Annotated in this window: 16 protein-coding genes and 1 riboswitch; of the genes, 8 read left to right on the top strand and 8 right to left on the bottom strand. The window is 37.7% G+C overall.

What is annotated here, in order from left to right; all coding sequences use genetic code 11:
- Positions 1-50: 50 nt before the first annotated feature.
- On the top strand, positions 51-1,598 hold the full coding sequence (locus QM491_RS08735; RefSeq protein WP_283327116.1) for a flavin monoamine oxidase family protein: 1,548 nt from the start codon (positions 51-53) through the stop codon (positions 1,596-1,598).
- A 242-nt stretch (positions 1,599-1,840) separates the two neighbouring features.
- Complete coding sequence (locus QM491_RS08740) at positions 1,841-2,797, top strand: Hint domain-containing protein (protein ID WP_283327117.1); 957 nt, start codon at positions 1,841-1,843, stop codon at positions 2,795-2,797.
- A gap of 666 nt (positions 2,798-3,463) precedes the next feature.
- Here the strand turns inward: QM491_RS08740 and QM491_RS08745 are convergent.
- Positions 3,464-4,441: a GSCFA domain-containing protein gene (locus QM491_RS08745; RefSeq protein ID WP_283327118.1), complete on the bottom strand. Its 978-nt coding sequence runs from the start codon at positions 4,439-4,441 to the stop codon at positions 3,464-3,466.
- Between the two features lie 169 nt (positions 4,442-4,610).
- Positions 4,611-4,816: riboswitch (cobalamin riboswitch) on the top strand.
- Between the two features lie 135 nt (positions 4,817-4,951).
- Between QM491_RS08745 and QM491_RS08750 the strand changes: the two genes are divergently transcribed.
- The 4 genes from QM491_RS08750 (at position 4,952) to QM491_RS08760 (ending at position 8,410) form a co-directional block, all read left to right on the top strand.
- A complete protein-coding gene (locus tag QM491_RS08750) occupies positions 4,952-6,913 on the top strand; it encodes a TonB-dependent receptor plug domain-containing protein (RefSeq protein WP_283327119.1) in 1,962 nt (653 codons plus the stop codon).
- Positions 6,914-7,048: 135 nt separating this feature from the next.
- On the top strand, positions 7,049-7,693 hold the full coding sequence (locus QM491_RS08755; RefSeq protein WP_283327120.1) for a Dph6-related ATP pyrophosphatase: 645 nt from the start codon (positions 7,049-7,051) through the stop codon (positions 7,691-7,693).
- Positions 7,687-7,905, top strand: a complete 219-nt coding sequence (locus tag QM491_RS25525) for a cysteine-rich CWC family protein (protein WP_374761248.1) — start codon at positions 7,687-7,689, stop codon at positions 7,903-7,905. The genes QM491_RS08755 and QM491_RS25525 overlap by 7 nt, the downstream gene beginning before the upstream one ends.
- Positions 7,892-8,410, top strand: a complete 519-nt coding sequence (locus tag QM491_RS08760; RefSeq protein WP_283327121.1) for a PAS domain-containing protein — start codon at positions 7,892-7,894, stop codon at positions 8,408-8,410. The genes QM491_RS25525 and QM491_RS08760 overlap by 14 nt, the downstream gene beginning before the upstream one ends.
- Before the next feature lie 45 nt (positions 8,411-8,455).
- Here QM491_RS08760 and QM491_RS08765 read toward each other — a convergent pair whose 3' ends face one another.
- Positions 8,456-8,848, bottom strand: a complete 393-nt coding sequence (locus QM491_RS08765; RefSeq protein WP_283327122.1) for a hypothetical protein — start codon at positions 8,846-8,848, stop codon at positions 8,456-8,458.
- 480 nt (positions 8,849-9,328) lie between these two features.
- On the opposite strand from QM491_RS08765, the gene QM491_RS08770 reads away from it, so the two are divergent.
- Together QM491_RS08770 and QM491_RS08775 are read left to right on the top strand one after the other, a co-directional pair.
- Complete coding sequence (locus tag QM491_RS08770) at positions 9,329-9,700, top strand: hypothetical protein (RefSeq protein ID WP_283327123.1); 372 nt, start codon at positions 9,329-9,331, stop codon at positions 9,698-9,700.
- Between the two features lie 224 nt (positions 9,701-9,924).
- On the top strand, positions 9,925-12,597 hold the full coding sequence (locus QM491_RS08775) for an MGH1-like glycoside hydrolase domain-containing protein (protein WP_283327124.1): 2,673 nt from the start codon (positions 9,925-9,927) through the stop codon (positions 12,595-12,597).
- Between the two features lie 422 nt (positions 12,598-13,019).
- On the opposite strand, the gene QM491_RS08780 is transcribed toward QM491_RS08775, so the two are convergent.
- The 6 genes from QM491_RS08780 to nadC all read right to left on the bottom strand — a co-directional run bounded on the left by QM491_RS08780 (position 13,020) and on the right by nadC (position 22,393).
- Positions 13,020-14,066 (bottom strand): phytase, encoded by a 1,047-nt coding sequence (locus QM491_RS08780; protein WP_283327125.1) that lies wholly within the window; start codon positions 14,064-14,066, stop codon positions 13,020-13,022.
- A 134-nt stretch (positions 14,067-14,200) separates the two neighbouring features.
- Positions 14,201-15,448: a right-handed parallel beta-helix repeat-containing protein gene (locus tag QM491_RS08785; protein ID WP_283327126.1), complete on the bottom strand. Its 1,248-nt coding sequence runs from the start codon at positions 15,446-15,448 to the stop codon at positions 14,201-14,203.
- A gap of 21 nt (positions 15,449-15,469) precedes the next feature.
- Positions 15,470-18,214 carry a TonB-dependent receptor gene (locus QM491_RS08790; protein ID WP_283327127.1) on the bottom strand — a complete coding sequence of 915 codons (2,745 nt, stop codon included), beginning with the start codon at positions 18,212-18,214 and terminating at the stop codon, positions 15,470-15,472.
- Positions 18,215-18,461: 247 nt separating this feature from the next.
- A complete protein-coding gene (locus QM491_RS08795; protein ID WP_283327128.1) occupies positions 18,462-20,090 on the bottom strand; it encodes a tetratricopeptide repeat protein in 1,629 nt (542 codons plus the stop codon).
- Between the two features lie 268 nt (positions 20,091-20,358).
- Positions 20,359-21,348 (bottom strand): quinolinate synthase NadA, encoded by a 990-nt coding sequence (nadA, locus tag QM491_RS08800; RefSeq protein WP_283327129.1) that lies wholly within the window; start codon positions 21,346-21,348, stop codon positions 20,359-20,361.
- Positions 21,349-21,538: 190 nt separating this feature from the next.
- The gene (gene nadC, locus QM491_RS08805) at positions 21,539-22,393 is read right to left on the bottom strand and encodes a carboxylating nicotinate-nucleotide diphosphorylase (protein ID WP_283327130.1); all 855 of its coding nucleotides are present in this window, start codon (positions 22,391-22,393) and stop codon (positions 21,539-21,541) included.
- Between the last annotated feature and the right edge of the window lie 160 nt (positions 22,394-22,553).

Consider the following 22,553-nt stretch of genomic DNA (forward strand, 5'->3'; position numbering starts at 1 on the left):
TTTCTCAACAAAATACAAATCAAGCATTTCAATTATTAAGACACAACATTATGACGAGAAGAGATTTTATAGAAAGAACAGGTGCTGCTAGCTATTTGACATTATTAGGATTAGGAATGATTCCAGAAGCAAATTCACAACCCTTGGATTTGCAAAGAGGAAAGGCCGATAAAAAAATTATTATCCTAGGAGCTGGTTTAGCAGGCTTATGTTCGGCTTATGAGTTAACAAAATTAGGCTATCAGGTTACAGTATTAGAAGCACGCAGTCGCCCAGGTGGACGTGTTTGGACTGTAAGAGGTGGCACCACAGAAACTGAAATTGGAGGTCCTTCACAAACGGCTCAATTCGATAAGGGACTTTATTTAAACGGTGGTGCGGCACGTATTCCGCACAATCACGAAACGACGCTCCATTATTGTCGTGAATTTAATATTCCGCTCGAAATATTCATGAATATGAACGAGGGTGCTTATTACTACAGCGATAATGGAACAGGTCCTTTGGCAAACAAACGAGTAAAAATTCGTGAAATACATGCTGATGTTCGTGGTTATACAGGGGAGTTATTGGCAAAGGCAGCTGACCAAAAAGCCCTAGACCAAGATTTGACCAAGGAGGATATCGACAAACTCATTGCTTATCTGAAAGAGGAATGCGATTTGGATATTACCAAAAAATACAAAGGCTCTGAACGACACGGGTATTTGCGACAAGGCGGATATGGAGATCAAATCCCACAATTGGCAGAACCTCACTCGTTGCACGATATCATTGCTGGAGGGTTGTTTCACCCTGCATTTTCGAATGTAAGCGAATATACCTTCAATCAGCAACCAGTCATGTTACAGCCCGTTGGCGGAATGGATGCTATTCCGTATGAATTTGCAAAGCGCCTTGAAGGAAAAATACAATATCAAACCGAAGTAAAAGAAATCCGTAAAACCCAACCGGGCGTTCGGATAGTGTATAAAGACAAAACTGGACAAGAAAAGGAACTCAAAGCAGATTATTGTATTTGTACGATTCCTTTGCCAGTATTACGAAATGTACAGACAGACCTTTCATCGGATATTCGTCGTGCAGCAGATTTTACTTCTTACATGAATACAGGTAAAATTGGTTTGCAATTTAAGCGTCGATTTTGGGAAGAAGATGATAAAATATTTGGTGGTATTTCTCGTACCAACATGGATATTACCCAAATTTTTTATCCTTCCTACAACTTTATGGGTAAAAAAGGTTTGTTGAAAGGCTATTACAATTTTCATGACCGAGCACTCAAAATGGGTAATTTATCTATCGCCGAAAGAGAAAAAGCAGCTTTGGAACAAGGAGGTAAAATTCACCCGCAATATGCCACCGAATTTGAAAGTTCCTTTTCGTTGGCTTGGCAAAAAATCCCGTATTCGCAAGGAGGTTGGGCGGAGTACACAGATGCTCAACGCAAAAGATTATATCCAGCCTTGATTAAGCCTGATGACGAGATTTATATGGCAGGAGAGCACACCACTCACCTTACAGCTTGGATGGCTGGTGCATTAGAATCGGCTAAAGCGGTAGTAGACCAAATCCATCGTCGTGTCAATGCATCATAATTTTTTAATTTGTTTCTTTAATTAGTTAAAATTATTTTAAAAAATTTGAGATACTATTATTTGATAATCAATAATTTATTATATTTATAATTGTAAAATAATTTTGATTTAATAGCACTGTATTTCAAATAACTATTACATATACTTTCAGTAGTGATGAGTTATTTCTGAGGTAAATAAAATTTTCCAAACACTTGTTATTATATCAAGTGCCTCATTATTGAAGGCTAAAATTATTCAGTATGAAAAAAGTATTGTTAGTATTCGGATTAGTTTGCTCAACTCTTTTCGCCAAGGCTCAAGAAGTAGCTAAAGTGGGAATCAAAAACACTGATTATGATGCGCTTAAGAAAATTGCAGTTAAAAATCCAGACAAGGATACATATATTAAAGAGGGAGCTTACGTATTGGATAACAGTAACCCGCCATACGTCTTCAAATTCTCGGATGGAAAAGAGCGTCGTATATATTTATACAAAGTTTTAGAAACTGCCGAAATGAAGGAAATGGGCTCTTTGATGGTTTTTACAACGCCTAAAGATGGTAAAAAAATCAGCTTAGTAGTACCCAATCCAATGGCTGAAAAAGAAGTTTGGGGCAAATACATCGATGATCTAAAAGATGGGGAAAAAGCCATTAATGGGTTTTCATCTTGTGTAGCCTTTGTACTAGCAAAAGAATTTACAGGAGGTGCTTCGGGTGCAGAACATGGCGCAGAAGATAAATACGAATACTGCTTTCCAGAGACGGCTGTCGTAACAATGGCCGACGGTTCTCAAAAGTCGATAGCAGAAGTAAAAGCTGGTGAGGTTGTGATGTCTTATAACACTGTAACTAATAAAGCTGAAACAACGCTTGTAGATGAAGTAATCGAACATGATAACAAATCTTTTGCTCTTGTAAAAGTATTGTTGAGCGATGCCGAAGATCAAGCTTTTGCTTCGACACAACCACTTTTTCAATTAACAGAATTGGAAGGTACAGCCAACCATCCTGTGCTTACTACTAATGGGCATGCCAAATTAGGTAAGTTGAAAGTGGGTGAACAAGTATTGATGTACAATAGCGATATGCATACCTTTAATCGCTACAAAGTATTTTCAACTAATTCAGACTATCGTACGGTCGAAAAGGTGTATAACCTTCGTACCGCTAATGATAAATACCTCGTAAATTCTATCGTGGTATTAGAAAAATAAGTGAAATGGTTTAATGCACACCGAAGGTTTCGACCTTCAACCTAAATATTAGGCCTACCGAAAGGGACTTAATTTTTTTGAGATTGTTTTTGGATAATTTTTAAATCCTTTCTCTTTTAGGGAAAGGATTTATTTTTTTTATACAGGTCAATATCTGCCTTCTGAGTGTATTTTAGCCCAAATTACTATTAAGGACGTAAATTTTATATTATAAATAATTTAGTATTAATTCAAGAATTGTTTTTGGTATAAAAAGATAACTTAAACGTTCTTGTTTATTTTGTTTAAAAAAAAATTGTTAAAATTATATTTTATTCAAAAAATGCTATTACATTTGTGAAGCTAAGCGGTTAGCAATATCCAAAAACAATCTTTATAAGCAAGTACAACTAAGAAATTAAAAAAAGAATTGAAGACTGAAAAGTAGGAGATTCTAAAGATATTTTCAGAGCGAATTTTTAAAACGATAAAATTTTAGGGTCACCATAAGTGACAAACTATGAAAGTACCAATTTGATTAATTTACTAAACTCAAAACAACTATTTAACTTTGAAGCTCTGATAAGCCCCAGCTAACCTCTGGGGCTTTTTTATTTAGTGATTTTTTATTGAGTGAGTGTTAAAATTCTCCTTCAAGTTTTGTCAATACAAATAACGAATATACAGTTAACGATTAACCTCTTTCACGATTTGTGCTAAAACCTGCTGTTTCTCTGCCGATATATCTACTTGGCTTTCTATAGCCTCTAGTTGCTTTAAAACATTTTGTAAAAACTTTTGATGAGCTTCGGACGTAATATCAAAAGGCTTGTGAGTTAACGCTCTTTTGACTTGTTGCCATTTGGGTAAAAAAGCTTGTACGTCATCTGAAAAATAGGTTTTTACAAACTGTTCAAAAATATATTGCTCTGCTACTTCGTTCGGATGAATCATATCTGCTTTATAGAAACGATAATCTCGAAGGTCATCTATCATGATTTCGTAGGAAGGGAAATACGTGACATTGTCATAATCAGCACTGAGATAATGACAGGCCGTTCGAAGAATTGATTTCGACAATTGATTTTCGGCAAGTCCTTCTTTGGTATGTCGCACAGGCGAAACAGTAATAATGATTTTTAGAGAAGGATTTAATTCTGTTATTGCTTTGTGTAACTCTGCAAACTTTTTACAAATATCCTTCACACTCAATAAATCCTTTTCAAATAAACTTGCGGGCATTTTATGGCAATTGGCCACATAACTTGGTGTAGTTTTGAGCTGATGCACAAATGCCGTTCCGAAGGTTAAAACCAAGAAATCGTATTGCTGAATCTGAATTTTTGCTAAGTTATTATTCAGCAATTCCTTTAGAGATTCCTGCTGAGAAGCAAAAAAATGCGAGTGAAAATCATAGTGCAGCCATGTTTGTTGATGCTGTACAAACAGTCGCTCGTCGGCTTGTTGGTAGTTAGGATTCAAAAGTTTGAATATCGACATGGGGTTAAACAACGTCCCGAAAGGATTAACTTCGGTAGCAATTTTGTTTTCTTCAAGCTTTTGTCCGATAACCTGTGCAAAACATGAACCAACTGTCAATACCTTGGACTGAAGTTGTATTTGAAAGGGTGATTTTTCTATTTTTATTGGCGTTCTGAATTCCATAAGGCGATTTTGACTGAATATTTTACAACAGTAAAGTTAAACAATAGGATAAATTTTAGGCTATGATAATTTTTTAATCCTATTTGAATAAGCACAAATTAGACTTACAATACGACCCTAAAATGGAAAAGAATTCATAATTCATTAATTCCCTCAATCACAATTCACTACCTTTGTAGCAGATAAAGGTGCTTTATACTTCAAATCTACGAAGTGTTAAAGCTTAATAGGGAATTAGGTGCAATACCTAGACTGTCCCCGCAACTGTAAGTTTCAATAATGTCGAATTCAATCTTCATGGCCACTGCCCGTCGGGCGGGAAGGCTCGAAGTCGATGAAACAAGTCAGGAGACCTGCCTTTTTATCTATTCTTGGTACAATTTACGGTGGATGAGTTGTTGCTGAGCGTTCGCTTTTCTGTTCATTTTCTTGCCTTTTAATGTCAATTCATTTGAGTCTATCCTATAGGCACGAGTGTTAACTTTAGGGAAGAAAACAATCATCAAATCAATGTTTAAATCTTTATTTTTCTGTTCAGGATTACTTTGTGTGGCAAGCCTAAGTATGGCTCAAAACAATGTGACAAACCTTAATGAAGTAGTAGTTACTGCCAATAAAGTACCTCAAAAGCAACTACAAACAGGAAAAGTTTTAACCGTTATTTCCAAAGAAATTTTGGAGCGCAATGTGGGCAAGTCGCTGGGAGAGCTACTCAACCAACAAGTAGGCATGCAGGTAGTAGGTTCGCAATTAACACTTGGCGCAAATCAAGAAGTAAGTATAAGAGGCTTGAGCAACGGATATGCGCTGTTGCTGATGGATGGCATTCCATTGAACGACCCTTCTACGATTGGTAATTATTTTGACTTAAACGTTATTTCAATAGACCAAATCGAAAGAATTGAGATTTTGAAAGGAGGACAATCCACCCTTTACGGTTCGGATGCCGTAGGTGGAGTAATAAATATTATTCGTAAAAAAGCAGATAGTAAGCCATTTAGTGCACAAGCTAATCTTTCTGGTGGAAGTTATGGCACTTGGAAGGGAGCTTTGAATTTGAGCGGTACATTAAATAAAAACTCTAGCTATTCTTTGGCTTACACCAAGTTGTATTCAAAGGGTATTTCGCAAGCTGCCAATAAAAAAGATGATAATTTGAACGAAAAAGATGCTTTTAATCAAGATGCGTTTCGTGCTCAGTTTCAGCAAAAATTTGGTACAAACCTTACAACTAAAGCTTTTATAACACACGAAACTTATCGTGCAGACATTGATAACGGTGCATTTAGCGATGATAAAGACTTTGTAGCCAATAGCCGAAGCACACAAATAGGAGTAGGAGCAGAATATTTTGTGGGAGGAGGCAAATTAGTGGCTAATTACCATTATAACGACCTCAAACGTAGCTATATCAACGATTCTAATTATGTTGCTCCAGATGCGTATGACAAGTATTCAGCTAGTAATTATGGAGCCAAAACCAACTATGCAGAATTATATGGCAGTTGGAGTTTGGGTAAAAATGTAACATGGTTGATTGGTGCAGAATACCGTGCCCAGAAAATGAGTCAAACCTATTTATCTATCAGTGATTGGGGACCTTATGAGGATGCTCCATTGAGTGATGATTTGGCCAATGTAAACCAAGTGAGTGGTTACACATCATTTACCTTGAATAACTTAGGTGGTTTTGGTGCTGAAGCAGGAGGACGTTACAATCATCATTCTTTGTACGGAAATAATTTTACCTACACGCTCAATCCTTATTATTTATTGGGTAAAAACTTAAAGGTACTAGCTAACTTCTACTCAAGTTTCAAGTCACCGACTTTGTATCAATTGTATTCTCCTTACGGAAATACAGCTTTGAATCCTGAAAAATCATTCACGCAAGAAGGCGGTTTCCAGTTGTTTAGCAATAACCAACAATCCTATTTCCGAGCTGTATATTTTAATACAACCATCAACGATGTGATTATTTTCCAGTCAATCATTACTGCGCCTTATGGCAAGTATGTTAATTTTAATAAGCAAGCAAGTAAAGGTTTGGAATTGGACGCTCAAGCGCAATTAGGCAAGTTCAATATGTCGGCTACCTATACGCACCAAATTGGAGAATTGACTACTAAAGTGGCAGGAAACGACACCACTTACAAAAACTTGATTCGTCGTCCAGAAAATGCTTTTACCTTGAGCTTGGGTTATCAGGCTACTTCAAAATTATATGTAAGTTCAACTTTGAGAGGCATTGGTGCTCGTAAGGACACCTACTATGATAATGAGCAATTCAAATCTATTAACGTAGATTTGGATGCGTATCAGCTATTAGATGTTTATGGTGAATATCGCATCAATTCAAAAATCAAAGCATACGCTGATTTGAGAAATATTTTGAATACCAAATTTGTAGAAATAACAGGCTACCAAACCCGTCAATTTAACGCAAGTATTGGTTTGAGTTTGCAGTTTTAAAAACAGGCACTAGGCATTAGGCAAAAAGCAATAAGTTTTAGCCTAAAAAATTAAGGATTTGTTTAATGCTTCGATATTTTACAGCCCGTAATTTTACCACTAGTGCCTCTTGCCTGGTGCCTTTACCCTCAAAAAATGAACCTCCTTTGTTCTTGGTCTGGTGGAAAAGATTCTTGTTTTGCTTTGATGCAAATGAATCAACGACCTACCGTAATTTTTACGACACTCAACGAATGGGGCGACCGCTCACGTTCGCATGGTTTGAGCCCTGTTATTTTGGAAGCTCAAGCCAAAGCAATAGGCTGTCCGAGTGTTACGATTAGTACTTCTTGGGAAAATTATACCGAAAAGTATATCGCTCGTCTCAAGTCTCTGACTGAAGAATACCAACTAACTGATGCGGTTTTTGGCGATATAGACCTACAACCACATCGTGAATGGGAAGAGAAAGTTTGTGCCGAGGCACAGCTCAATTGCCATTTGCCACTTTGGCAACAAGACCGTAAAACATTGGTTTTTGCCATGATTTCGGCTGGTATCAAAACCATGATTGTATCTTGCAATGATACCTTGGGTGAATCGTTTTTAGGACGAATTATTGATACTCAAACGGTAGCGGATTTGGAAGCAAAAGGCGTGGATGTTTGCGGTGAAAATGGAGAGTTTCATACTGTAGTATTAGATTGTCCTTTGTTTCAATATCCGATTGATGTTATTCAAGTTGAAAAATTAGTTCATAACAATTATCATTTTTTAGAGTTAACATTGGTAGAATGTTGAAGATACACACCCATTGTCCACGTTGCCAACAACCATTTCAGTGCAAAGTTGACGATATAGCACAGTGCGATTGTCAACAAGTGACATTGACTTATGAGCAAACCCAACAATTGAGACAGTTGAGTTTAAATAAATATGGAGGACAATGTTTGTGCAACACTTGTATAAAGTCTCTAATCAAAACCCATTTTGAAGACCATGATGCAACTTAGCCCTAAAACTTTCTGCGACACTTTTTCAAGTGTAAATACCTCTATGCCCATTTTGACAGGTATGGAGTTTATGCGTCGCCCTGCAAGACTCAGCGATGCGTTACTGCATGAATATGAGTGCGTGAGCCGAATGGCGCACGTGCGAAAATGGGATTTCGATTTGTATCATTTCCGAGATTTTATTCAAGACCCTCAACATGCTGTAGTCATTACCAACGTTCAACAAACCATACAGTGGGTAAATCATGGTTTTGCTAATATGACGGGCTATCAGATACAAGAAGCTTTGGGAAAAAAGCCTAGTTTTTTACAAGGAAAAGAAACCGACCCACTTACAAGATCAGCGATTAAAGCTTGTTTATTAGAGGAAAAAAAGTTTGAAGGAAAACTGATCAACTACCGCAAAGATGGCGAACCCTATTGGTGCGATGTTCGCATAGAGCCTATTTTTAACGAGCATCAAAAACTCGTTAATTTCATTGCCTTTGAGGAAGAGATTGTTTGAAGTAAAGATATGTGATAGAGACGCCAAATTTGGCGTCTCTATTTTTTATATAGTAGCCACTTTAATTACTAAATGTCCTTTTTTGACACCATAAGGCTTGTAAGATATTCTTAAAAAGCCTCTTCCATAGTAGTCAGTTCTATAGTTTAGGGCAGTTTTTCCCGCCTTCAGGTTGATTCTATCTACAATATAATTTGGATTATCATAATCACGAATCTCGATATAGGCTGGCGCATCTAGCTCCCCTTCTATTTTTAGGGGTAAACTCACAAAGTCATGGAAAGTAGCAGAGGTGTCAACGTAAAATTGAGGCTTTTGAACGTCTTTGACCGAGATAGCTAAGTAATCGGGCTTTTTGAACAGAAGCATCCAAATACCGAAGAAAAGAGCAGCATTAAGCACAATAGGCGCGATGTTACGTTTGATTTTTTGTAGCATGTAGATTGATATTTATAGATGAAGACTATTATAAATATACACATTTGAGCGAGCTTTTACAAAGCCTCCTTTTTCAGCATCTATCTTCTAGTTTACTTTCTCTAGTGATGAACTATTAAATTAAGTAATAATACTTATTTTATTTATGAGTAATTATTACCAATTTTGTAACGAGTTAATAATTCATCTCATGCTATCGAATTGTAAACTTTAACAGAGAAAAGACCGAACGCCCCCCGAAAAACGTTCGGTCTTTTATTTTTACATCTGATTCGATACCAAAACCTACGAAAATGATAAAAGTTTCTTGTAAAAACTGAAGAATCTTCTAACTTGTAGAATATTTCGAACTATACTCGTTTGAGGTTTTTGAAGCTTAACTCAAAGGATTCATGATGTAAAAAAGCATCAAATAAGCCCCAAGCACTCCTTTTAATTCTTCATATACTTTTTCGTAAACCATTATTAACTCAACCTACAATGAAAAAAATTGTGTTTGCCTTTTGCTTTTGGCTATTAGGAATTATGTTTGCCGAAGCACAGACAATCTATGTAAATGGTCAGTCATTAAATGCCATCCGAAATGTTAATTACATTACAATCAAGGCCGAAAAAGCTTGGCTTGCCACCAAATTATCTGTTTTTCTTGATTTTGGACAGGGTAATTCTCCAAGAGAGCAAGAGGTAACAGATGTTAACCGAAAGCCTTTATTTTTTAATAGTAAAGTCGAAATATTTAATTTGATGGACCGTCAAGGATGGGAATTAGTGGATACTTATGAAGAAATAAAAGAGGGTAAAACCTTTATTTTACATATATTCAAACGTAAAATTTTACCTCGAGTAAAGTAAGCATATCTACTTAAAAGCCAGTACAAATAGCTATATAAAGAGATTAAAAAGCCTCAACTTTTAAAAGGTTGAGGCATTTTTTTTATCTTTGAAAAGATTTGCAATGTTTTATACAACATGAGCAAGTTCTTGCAGAAAACTTTGAACTAATCAAATTAATTATACCATAACACCACTAGCTTTTAGCGAGATAGAAGTTAGTTATATCCCGAAATTGAGAATTTATGAGTAAAGTAGTAATAAGTGCCGAAAAATTAAGGTTAAAAACTCGTGCCGACAATAAAGGATGGAAAAAGTGGGGGCCATATCTGTCTGACCGTCAATGGGGAACGGTACGAGAAGATTATTCTCCTAATCAAGATGCTTGGAATAATGTAACACACGATATGGCTCGTTCAAAAGCCTATCGTTGGGGCGAAGAAGGCATCGGTGGTATCTCGGATAACAAATCGTATATCTGTTTTGCACTTGCTTTGTGGAACCATAATGACCACATTTTGAAGGAAAGATTCTTTGGACTGACAGGCAACGAATCGAACCATGGCGAAGATGTAAAAGAGTTATATTACTACCTTGACTCAACACCTACGCACTCATATATGAAAATGCTGTACAAATATCCTATAGCGGCATTTCCATATTCGAAACTGGTAGACGAAAGTCGTAAACGCTCACGATTAGAGCCAGAATACGAAATTCTTGACACAGGAACTTTTGATAACGACGAGTATTTTGATGTTTTTATCGAATATGCAAAATCGGATGAACAAGATATTTTAATAAAAATAACGGCGCATAACCGTAGTAGTAAACCAGCTCCAATTACCCTATTGCCAACTATTTGGTTTAGAAATACTTGGTGTTGGGGATACGAAAACTTCAAGTATAAACCAATGTTGACTGGTGTGTCAAACAAAGTAATTGAAGTGGACAACAAAAGTGTAGGACACTATAAATTGTATTGTGAAAAGGCGGATGAATTATTATTCTGTGATAACGAAACCAACTTCCAACGCTTGCATGGTGTAGCTAATAATGTGCCTTACACCAAAGATGGTATCAACGAATATATTGTCAATAAAAACAAAGCGGCTGTAAATCCTAATAACATTGGGACAAAAGCCTCAGGACGATACACCAGAGTGGTAAAAGCAGGCGAAAGTGTGACGATTCGTTTGCGTTTGTCCGACCACTCTATTTCAGAACCATTTGGTGGTTTTGAAGACATTATGGATAAGCGTATTCGTGAAGCAAATCAGTTTTACGATGAATTGCAAAGTAGCGTACAAGACCCAGAGTTACGTTCAATTCAGCGCCAAGCTTATGCAGGGATGCTTTGGACAAAACAATGGTATTATTATAATGTCAACGAGTGGATTAAAGGCGACCCTACAATGCCGAAGCCTTCGGACAATCGGAAATTTGGTCGAAATTCAGGCTGGCGACACATGTATGCGGCCAATATCCTTTCGATGCCCGATAAATGGGAATATCCTTGGTTTGCAGCATGGGATTTGGCTTTCCACACCATTCCACTTGCTAGATTAGACCCTGACTTTGCAAAACGTCAGCTAGCCGTAGTATTGCGTGAGTATTATATGCACCCCAACGGGCAAATTCCTGCGTATGAATGGTCATTTTCGGATGTAAATCCTCCTGTGCATGCTTGGGCAACGTGGCGCGTATATGAGATAGATAAAGAAATGAATGGGGTAGGGGATGTCAAATTCCTAGAACGTGTTTTCCATAAATTATTGCTCAATTTTACGTGGTGGGTAAACCTCAAAGATGAAGGTGGAAACAATATCTTTGGAGGAGGCTTCCTTGGAATGGATAACATCGGAGTATTTGACCGCTCGGCAACTTTACCAACAGGCGGACGTCTGGAGCAAGCAGACGGTACGGGTTGGATGGCAATGTATAGCTTGAATATGCTTCGTATTGCCTGTGAGATTGCTGTTGAGCGTCCAGTATATCAAGATATGGCTTCTAAATTTTTTGAACACTTCCTGCATATTGCTGGTGCAATGCAAATGTTGGGAGGCTCAGAAATTAGCCTTTGGGATGAAGAAGACCAGTTTTATTATGATATGCTTCACATGCCAAACTCACAGAGTATGTTGCTCAAAATCCGTTCGATGGTAGGGTTAATTCCTCTTTTTGCTGTAGAAATTCTTACGCCAGAAATGTTGGAAAAACTTCCAGACTTTAAACGTCGTGTGGATTGGGTTTTGGCTAACCGACCAGATTTGGCAGGTTTGATTTCCCGCTGGTATGAGCCAGGAAAAGGAGAAAACCGTTTGTTAGCAATCCTACGTGGTCACCGTATGAAGATGATTATGAAAAAGATGTTTGATGAAAACGAATTCTTGTCAGAACATGGCGTTCGTTCATTGTCAAAATATCACCTCGAAAATCCATACCAGTTCCGTGTACACAATGAGGTATTTAGGGTAGATTATACCCCAGCCGAATCTACAGGAAGTATGTTTGGGGGTAACTCCAACTGGCGTGGACCTATCTGGATGCCAATGAATTTCTTGCTAATTGACTCCTTGTTGAAATTCCAGTCGTATTATGGAAATGATTACGAAGTAGAATATCCTACTAATTCGGGTAATATGGTAAGCATCAAACAAGCAGCATTGAGTTTGGCAGAGCGTCTAATCAAAATCTTTAGAACAGACGAAAACGGCAGACGACCAATGTATGCCAATTACGAAAAAATGCAAACTGACCCTCATTTCAAAGACTTGGTATTATTCTACGAATATTTCCATGGCGATGATGGAAAAGGTTTGGGGGCGGCTCATCAAACGGGTTGGACAGGCTTAGTCGCTGAATTGATTTTGATGGTAAACGAAGCCAATAAAGCAGAAATCAAAGAGATTTTATAAGTAATCGTGCAGAATAAGATTTAATTTATGTGTTTAGGCACTAGGCAACAGGCACAAGGCAAAGAGTGTTAAAATGTTTTTTAATAACCACAGCCATGCTTTTTTCCAAAGCCCAATCTTAAATTTTATTTTGCCTACTAACTTAAGTATTAATGCAAAATAAAATTGCATTAATACGCTTTAGGCTCTAAGCCGTAAGCATTAGGCAAAAAGTTTCTATTACTTCATGAGACATACTATTTAACTTTTTGCCTACCGCATAAAGCCTAGAGCTTAAAGCGGGTAAAATTTATTTTAATTTTACCTACTAACTTAAGTTTTTTGAAATATTTAATACTAATAAAGCCCCGTACCTATTTTCAAGTACGGGGCTTTATTGGTATTAAAAGTCTTGTGGGGGTACAGTTTTAGAAATCTGAACGTTATTTCAAGTCCTTTCCAGCAATATCTTCCCAACGATAAAAATGAAACGTTTTGTCATCGCTCATGACTACAAATAATCCTTTTTTGAAGGTTTTATTCAAAGGAATAGCCGTAATGTCTGAGCCATCACTTTGCTTGGCTTCGACTTTTACTACCTTTAATTCTGGATGTTCGTGAGGATTTTGTACAGAACCTTCTCTCGGGAAAATATGGAATTGATTGGCTCCTTGGTCAGAGACAAGAATATAGCCTTTACGAGCTGAAGTTTGATAAATCGAAATTCCTTCGTGATCTTCAGAGAAACCTTTGGTGGCAAAAAGCGCTAACTCTTGATCGCCTTTTGAAGGCTCGGCATAGTATTTTCGCACACCAATACCTTCGTCCGAATAATAGACATAGCCTAGCGCATCGTCTACAGCGATGGATTCAATTTCTTTTTTGCCGCTATAACTACCAAACTTTCGAATAAAAGTAGCTTTTACTTGTCCTTTACCATTATCCGATAATTCATATTGCCAGATATATCCACCCGTTGTAGGACCGTTTTTGCGACCTACCATAGCATAGATTTTCCCTTTAGAATTTTTGTACAAAGCTATCCCCATCAAATCACGAAACTCTGTTCCTGTTTCACCTTCAAACATCGGAATACCGCTATTGTCAATAGGCTTCATGTCGGGCAATGAATAAATACGTAATTGGTGAGTCATTCGCTCTGTAGTAACAGCAATGTCTACTTTTTTACCTCCAATTTTCAAACCATATTCAATATCGACGTTGTTGGGGCGTTTGAGTCCTCGCACTACCTTTTTTGACTGTATTTTTCCCTGTAAATCAAAAACAAATAGTGCCCCATCTTGATTTTTATCGGTACCAATAATTAAGCTTTTGCTAGGGTTTTGAGGGTTAATCCAAATGGCAGGATCGTCGGTATCATGTTTAACAGAATCAGTAATAACAACGGGTTTGATAATCGTTTGAGCACAAGTATTTTCAACAGTCGAAACAATCAAGCTCAAGGATAATAATTTAAAGAGAAGTTTCATGAAATAAGTTGGTTTTGGGAATTATAGGGGTGAGGGGTGAGGCACTAGGCATCAGTATTTAGAATAATAAAGCTTAGTTCACATAGCTAATTTTACTGATGCCTCTTGCCTATACCCTATCCCCTCATAAGCAACTACTTCCCTCCAAAAGCACCAATGTAATTAGCTGGTTCTGGGGAAGTGTATGTTTTGCCGTTGGCAGTAATACCTGTTTTGAAATTACGAGTAAATGTGGTAATACCCTTGTTAAGAGCTGCCGAGCCAGATAGTAACGAGAAATCCCATGAGCTATTGTAGTCTGCGTTCATGACATCTGTTGATAATGGGTAGTTCGCAAACTTTGGATCATTATCACCCGCTTTTGTACCACGGATTTCGTTTGTCCCTGAAGCAATCTCAGCTGTCGGCTGGAACTGGTCTACGGTAGTTTGATTATAGCCATAGTACAGGTTGTTTTGAATAACCGAACGAGTATCTTCTGGCTTTTTTACGTCACGTTTGATACCGAAGCGGCAGTTAGCCAAAAGGTTGTTGTACAAATCTGCACGCACACTAGCTTCAATCCAGATAGAACCACCTTTAATCGTTGGACGTCTCCATCCTGTATTCATCAAGGTGTTGTTGTATGCTACCACATAAGCTTGTGGTGTACGGTCACCTGCATTTGATAGCTTAAGTGCGTTGGTATTAGTGCTATAAACCAAATTATAGGCTACATCAGCAATACAACCCGATTTGATGTTGATGGCTTCGCCACCTGTTACACCTGTTGTGTAAAACTTATTATTTGAGAAAATAATATTACCACCTTCCAAATAAGTACAATCTTCGTTGAAATGGCGGAAAATACTATTTACAACCACCAATTTACCAGATACATTTGAATACCAAAGCGCTGGCACATTTTCGCCACTTAATGCCTTATAAAGACCTAATTTCACTGAAGTAGAAGCCTCAGTTGTAGTCGAACCACCGTATTCCAAAATCACATTGTCCAATACTAATTCAGCACAAGTTTTGCTAGCCAAGATACCACCCCAAAGCTTACCATAGTTGTATTTTGCAGTACGTGCCGTTTCAGGAACGGTAAATTTAATAGGACTACTAGCACTTCCAGAAGCGTATAAATTACCATTAACAATAATTTCAGGTTTTGCCGTTGTGTCCATTACTACAGTTACGCCTTCTTCGATGCTCAAGGTTTTTCCCGCAGGAACAATGATATCCCCAGTTACTTGAACGATGCTACCTTTTTTCCAAGTACCAGATACTTCGCCTGCTACTGATTGCTCTTCTGGCTTAGGATCTGAGTTGTCTTTTGTACAGCTTGTGCATAGCGATGCCAGCAACAAGACACTTGCTAAAATGCTTGAAGTTTTCATGATGTTTTGTAAAAATTAGAATTAAAGTTTGAAGCGCAAGCCCAATAAATAGCTGCGTTGATAATAGTCTTGTCGAATTAAAGTTTTGTTATTAAGAGCTGATTGTTCAGGAATTGAAGAATTTACAGGGTTGCTATTTTTGATAAAAACGCGCATTGGCGTGTTCAAAAGGTTATTAGCTTTCGCAAAAATAGTCCAATGTTTCCCTATATTCTTTTCGATGGAAGCATCCATTTGGATAAAAGCTTCTTGCCAAAGGTCATTGTTCAAAAATTGAGATACAGTATTGATACGCTCGCCAGTATACGAGGCTGCCAATTGTGCATCAATGCCTTTTTTCCCGTCTTTATAAAAAACGGATAGATTTCCTACGTGTGCAGACTGCCCGTACATCGGACGAGTTTGGTCAACGCTACGAGGCTCTAAATTTCCTTGTGCATTACGAATACGAATCATTTTTTTGGTCGTAATACTAGAGTTGGTATAGGTGTAGTTAGCTTTGAAACCAAAGTTTTGGAAGTTTTTAATCATATCTAATTCCAAACCATAGTTTTGTGCTGTTCCAAAATTGCCTGGGGTATAAAACACATCTTGTCCACGAGTTTCGTCCACTTGCAAAGTGTATTCAATAGGGTTCTGAATATTTTTGTAAAAAATACCAGCCATTAATTGGTCTGAGGCATTAGGGAAATATTCGTAACGGAAATCAATGTTGTCAGCAACAGCACGTTTTAGGTCAGGGTTCCCACGTTCTTGGTATTCTTCGTTGACAATTTTTCCTGGCACAATTTCAAAAAAACCTGGACGGTTGATAGAGCGGAAATAAGAGAAACGAAGGGTTTGATTACTTTCCAAGGCATATTTTGTATGAATACTTGGCAAAATATCCCAATAATCTTGTGTGCCCGATGGACGAAGTTCACCCAAAGGATATAGCATATCATATCCCTGCGAAGTATGCTCAGCACGTACACCCGTGATAATTTGCCACTCTTTTGAGGTCCATTTCCCCATAACATACGCTGCTCCTATTTGCTCGGAAGCTTTGTAATTGAGTGCCGAAGCTACTGTACCACGAGGGTTTTCTAACGACCAAGACAAATCGCTATATTGCTTATAATCTGTTTGATAAAGGGCAAAAGGATTAATAGGTTTAAAGATATAGTTGTTATAAAAATTATCTCGTTGCTTGGTTCTAAACAAACCACCTGCACTCCAATCAATGCCTTTGAAAAGGTAATTTACATTGGCATAAAGCGCTATATCTTGGTCGTTATTATGCTCCCAACGACGGGCGCTTTCCGTTGGATAGGTAAGTGTTTCAACAAATTTTTCTCTTTTTCCTAAAAAATTCACACTAGTATTTTCTGGTACAGCATTGGTTGCCAAGGAATACACAGCCGACCAGTTCACTGAAAGGTTTGTTGCTAACTGGTGTTTGGCTTGTAGAGTTGAATTAAAAATACTCTGGCGAGTATATCTCAAACGAGTTGAAAATCCCAAACCTGCATTTCCAGCCACAGGGTCATATCCTCCCGACGAAAAATCAGTAGTTTTTGTTTGACGAACTTGCCAGTTTTGCAAATTCATAAACGCATTGTACCACTGCAATTTAGTACGTGAATTGAGAGCAAAATCTAGTTTGGCATGTAAGCCCAAACGTTGTTGTTGCTCCGAATAATTACGTTGCGCCAAACTGGTAATACGAGACGTCGTTTCTGTATCGTAGACTGTCGAGTTGTAGAAATCGCTATTGCTACCACGGAAAGTATTTTGAAAACTTCCTGCCAAAATTACCCCCAAACGATTGTGCATATAGCGGTTGCCTACCGACAAACCAGCAATGACATTCGGCATAGGCGAAGCCGACTTTGTATCTAAAAATCCTTTCGCAAAATCCTGTATCGTAGCCGAATACGTTTTTCCATAAGCCTCATAAGGTGACTGGGTATGAATCAAGCTTTTGTTCATCGAATCAAATGAGCGATTCATAAACAACTCGCTATATCCAGTGGCTAAATTAGCTTTTAGTTCTAGTTGCGTTGGAGCTTCTTTCATCACCATATTGATTACACCTCCAACAGCATCGCCTTCTTTGTCGGGCGTAAGTGATTTGCTTACTTCTAAGCGACCTAACAGTTCGGAAGGGAATATATCTAAAGGTACATAACGATATTTATTGTCTGGACTTGGGATTTTGATACCATTGACCAAAGTATAATTATAGCGTTTGTCCATACCACGCATAATAGCATATTGTCCATCGCCATTGCTATTGCGTTCTATCGAAATTCCCGAAACACGTTGTACTAAATTTGCCACGGTTAAATCAGGCGAAATTTCGATGGCTTTTCCCGAAACGATATTCATCAACTGTAGCGCATTGCGTTCGGCTGAGCGAGCAGTAAGCTCAGAAGATTTATCGCTATGGGCGGATACCACAACTTCTTCAAGTGTTTGATTGGCATGTGGTTTGAGTTGAATTTTTCTAGTGGTGTGTTCTGGAATCTCGATATTTTCTTCAAAAGATTGGTAGCCCACATAACTTACTTTGAGAGTATGTTTTCCCTTCTTTAGTCCCTTGATTCGAAAATTCCCATCCAATCCAACAACATCATACGCACCCTGAGGTATTGCTCTTACAACGGCACCCACAAGTGGTTCGCCTGTTTGCTGGTCTGCGACAGAGCCATGAAATTGGAAGTTTTGTGTAAATCCAAGGTGTGCAATTAAGCAACACCACACTATGATAAAATATTTGCACATAATTGTCATAAAAGGTCTGTGTCTAAGTCGAGCCTAGATGAAATACCTCGTTGTTTTTGCTGTGACAAAGGTGCAATAAGTCTATTTTGATTTGCAAATTCGTGCCGTTACAAAAAGGAAACAGCGTTACAAAGAGCGTTAACAAAAAAGCAACAGCGTGAATTAAAACTTTACAATTTCCTAAAAATCAATGCTTTTTACTTTTAAAAACGTTACATTATCAAATTGTTAACGTTACGTTTCTGAATTATAAAGACTGAATAAAGGACGACAGATTCTCTCCTTGCGCTAAATTGAGTTTCTTTCGAAGGCGGTATCTCAATACCCGTAGACTGTCTTGTGATACCCCTAACAAGGAGGCAATTTCAGCGGAGTTTAGATTCATTTTGAGTAAAGCAATCAGACGAATATCGTTGGAAGTAAGCTGTTCGGTGTGAGATTTTAGTTTTTCTAAAAACCTTTGGTGTACTTGTTCGAACACATGACGGAAGTGTTCCCAGTCATGATCATGCGTGAAGCTTTGGTTGATTTCTTGCATGATTTGTTTCAGATTTTTCGAAACATTTTTTCGGTCATCTTTCAAGGTTTCTTCCAAACGCAGATATAACTTTTGTAAAAGCTGATTTTTTTGAATGACGTGCAAAGTGTGGGCACTCAATTCTTGGGTTTTTATCTCGAGTTGATTTTTAAGATGTTCTTCCTCTAACTGCTGATTACGAAGAGCGACTTGCATCAAAGCCTGCTCAGTTTCTGACACCTTTTGATTTTGTTGATTCAAGTGTAGTTCATTGGCAATTTTCATACGTTGGCGACTCATAATCACAAAGCCCAAACTCCCTAACAGAACCAATACCACTGCGACGGCAATACCCACAATTTGATTGGTTTTTGTGGCATGGTCAAGACGTTCGATTTCTGCATTTTTTTTGGCAATATCATACATCACTTGCAGTACAGCCATTTGTTGCATACTTTTTTCGGAATAAATATCCATTGTCATTTTTCGACTTAGTTCAAGATAGTAATAGGCACTATCGTTACGTCCTAAATCGTGCAAGGCTCTCGATATATCTCTGTAGGCACTGGCTTCTTGATATTTTTCTTTAAGTGACTGCGAAAGAGATAAGGCTTTTTTTGAATATTGAAGTCCCTCTTGGGTTTTTCCTGTTTTTCTTAAAACATCTCCCAAATTATTGAGCACTTCTATTTGCGACAGCTCATCTTTGGCTACTTGGTTGACAGATAGGGCTTTGTTGAAATAGAAATAGGCTGAGTCATACCGAGATAAATCTTCAAAAATACTTCCTAAGTTTTCATAAATCTTGGCAATACCACTCTGATTACCAGCTTTTTGATATTCTGAAATAGCTTTGCGCTGAAAGTCAAGCGCCAAAGGATATTTACCTTGTTTTTCATACAAATGCCCCAAACGACCATAGGTTTTGGCAATACCGCTTGGTTCTTTTTGTTTCTGAAAAATCTTTAAAGCTTCCTGATACTGTTGCAGAGCCGCATTGGGATTGCGCAAGTAATAATACAAAAGTCCCAAGTCGCAAAGGTTGTCAGCTAAGAGAAGAGGTTTTTGCTGGCTTTTCAACACCTTATTAGCTTGTAAATGAAGCTCTAAAGCTTGAGGATAATGCCCAAAATGAAAACATAGTTGTCCCATTTGTTGCAAATAAAGCCCAGCCTCAAGCATTTGTTGCTTTTCGACAGCCGAGTTATATTGGGCTTTTAACTTCAGCAGTTTGGTATCTGGATGCTGGATTTCACTATAAAAAGTATCTTTATCGAGGGTTTGAGCAGAACCATGAAGTACAATACCCAAAGCCCAAAGGACTAGCAGAAATTTGGCGTGCGATTTTATAGACAACATATCAATGAGAAATTTGAAAATCAACACAAAGTTGACCCAAGATTCCCAAAGCGTAATCGTCAGGTAATATTGTTAATGATTATTTAATGAAGAGGGGTTAGTTTTTTTTAGGTTCAAAGGCACAAAGTGAGTTTAGGGGTAACTTGTTGAGAGAGTTCATGGAATTGTATTGTTTTTATGTAAATCTGTATATGCCAATACAGGTCTATACAAGAATAGAGGCACATCTGCGCCCCTATTCTTGTATAGACTAAGTCCTAAAGTATTTCTATTTACTAATCTCCAACATAGCTTTTAAGGCTTTGAGTGCTGGTTCACGAACGTCTTCTGCTACCTGAATTTCTGGCAACTCATAGAACATAGCGTTGTAGAGTTTTTCTAAGGTATTCATTTTCATGTATGGACATTCTGAGCATGCGCAAGTGTTTTTCTCGTTGGCAGGCGCTGGAATAATCTTCTTGTTAGGAACCGACTCCTTCATTTTATGTAAAATACCAGCTTCTGTAGCTACGATAAACTCTTGGCAATCAGAATCTTTTACAAAATTCAAAAGAGCGGTAGTTGAGCCTACAAAATCAGCTTGAGAAAGAATAACCTCTTTACATTCTGGGTGAGCAATCAATAAAGCATTAGGGTTTTCCTCCTTCACTTTTTTCAATTTCTCTAAAGAAATATCGATGTGAACGATACAAGCTCCATCCCAAAGAATAAGGTCACGTCCTGTTTTCTTCGCTACATATCTTCCCAAATTGGCATCTGGTGCAAAGATGATTTGCTTATCCGCAGGAATCGATTCAACCACCTTGAGAGCATTTGACGAAGTACAAATAATATCTGTCATAGCTTTTATATCAGCCGTACAGTTGATATAACTTACTACAACAGCTTCAGGATACTGCGCCTTGAAAGCGGCAAATTCCTCTTTTGGAGCAGAATCTGCCAACGAACAACCTGCATTAAAGTCGGGGATAACGACCTTTTTGTGTGGGTTCAAAATCTTGGCTGTCTCACCCATAAAATGTACACCACAAAATACAATCATGTCGGCATCTGTTTTTTCGGCTGCTTGCGCCAAGGCAAGACTATCTCCCAAAAAGTCAGCCAAATCTTGAATTTCAGCATCTACATAGTAGTGAGCCAAGATTACAGCATTTTTTTCTTTTTTGAGTTTTAAAATTTCTTCTTTTAAGTCAGTTCCCTTAAAAGGTACCGAACGGCTCACATAGCCTACTTTATTTACTTCGTCTAGTAAGTTCATTTTTTATTAATCGGTGAATTGTTTTCTAATTTAAAATAAATCAAGTTTTAATAGGTACTAATATGAAATTGCAAGCTATGCCACGCGGAGGTGTAACATACTTTTAAGCTATTTTATAGAATTCCGAAATCAGAAATCCCCAATCCGCCATAGCTGAAAACACTTACAGCTTATAATTCAGCGTTAATGCTTAGTATGCTTTCAAACTTAAATCTAAGCTTTTGATTTGGTGAGTCAATGCTCCACTCGAAATATAATCTACGCCACATTCGGCATATTGGCGAATGGTAGTTTCGTTGATACCGCCCGAAGCTTCGGTCAAGTATTTACCATCGATTAAGCGAACTGCCTCACGAAGGTTTTCAAAACTGAAGTTATCCAACATAATTCTATTTACTTGACCAATCGCTAAAACTTGCTGTAATTCTTCAAGGTTACGAACTTCAATTTCGATTTGGAGGTTTTTCCCCGTTTTTACTAAATATTCATTAGCCTGACGAATTGCATTAGCAATACCTCCAGCATAATCTACGTGATTATCTTTGATTAAAATCATATCAAAAAGAGCATAGCGATGGTTTACAGCACCTCCAATTTTGCAAGCCCATTTTTCACAAAGTCTAAAATTTGGCGTTGTTTTACGGGTATCCAATAATTTGGCATTGGTACCTTCAATCAAATTGACCATCGAGCGTGTGTAGGTCGCAATACCCGACATACGTTGCATACAGTTAAGTACCAAGCGCTCAGCCTTTAGAATCGACTGCGAGCGACCTTCTACTGTTAATACGATTTGTCCACGGTCGATAGCTATACCGTCTTCGAGGATAGTTGTAACCTGAAGCTCAGGATCAACTTCTGCAAAAATCATTTTGGCAAGTTCGACCCCAGCCAAAATTCCTTTATCTTTTACCAATAATCTGGCACGTCCAATGGCATCATGCGGTACAGTCGAGAGCGAAGTATGGTCGCCATCACCGACGTCTTCAGTCAAAGCATTTTGAATGAAGTTTTTGATATAAGTTGGTTCTAAATAATTAAACATGCTAGATACAGATTGTTTTATGTCCCAAAAGTAAGAAAATTATTCAATTGTACTTTTGAAATTTTTTGTAGGCAATACCTCATTATTGTTATAAAAATCCCAAGAAAATTGGGTAAGTCTCTTTTTATACAGACGTAAAATTTGGTGTAAAGTTTGCGAT

Origin of the sequence: Flectobacillus longus (genome assembly GCF_030056705.1) — a bacterium.
GTDB classification, from domain to species: domain Bacteria; phylum Bacteroidota; class Bacteroidia; order Cytophagales; family Spirosomataceae; genus Flectobacillus; species Flectobacillus longus.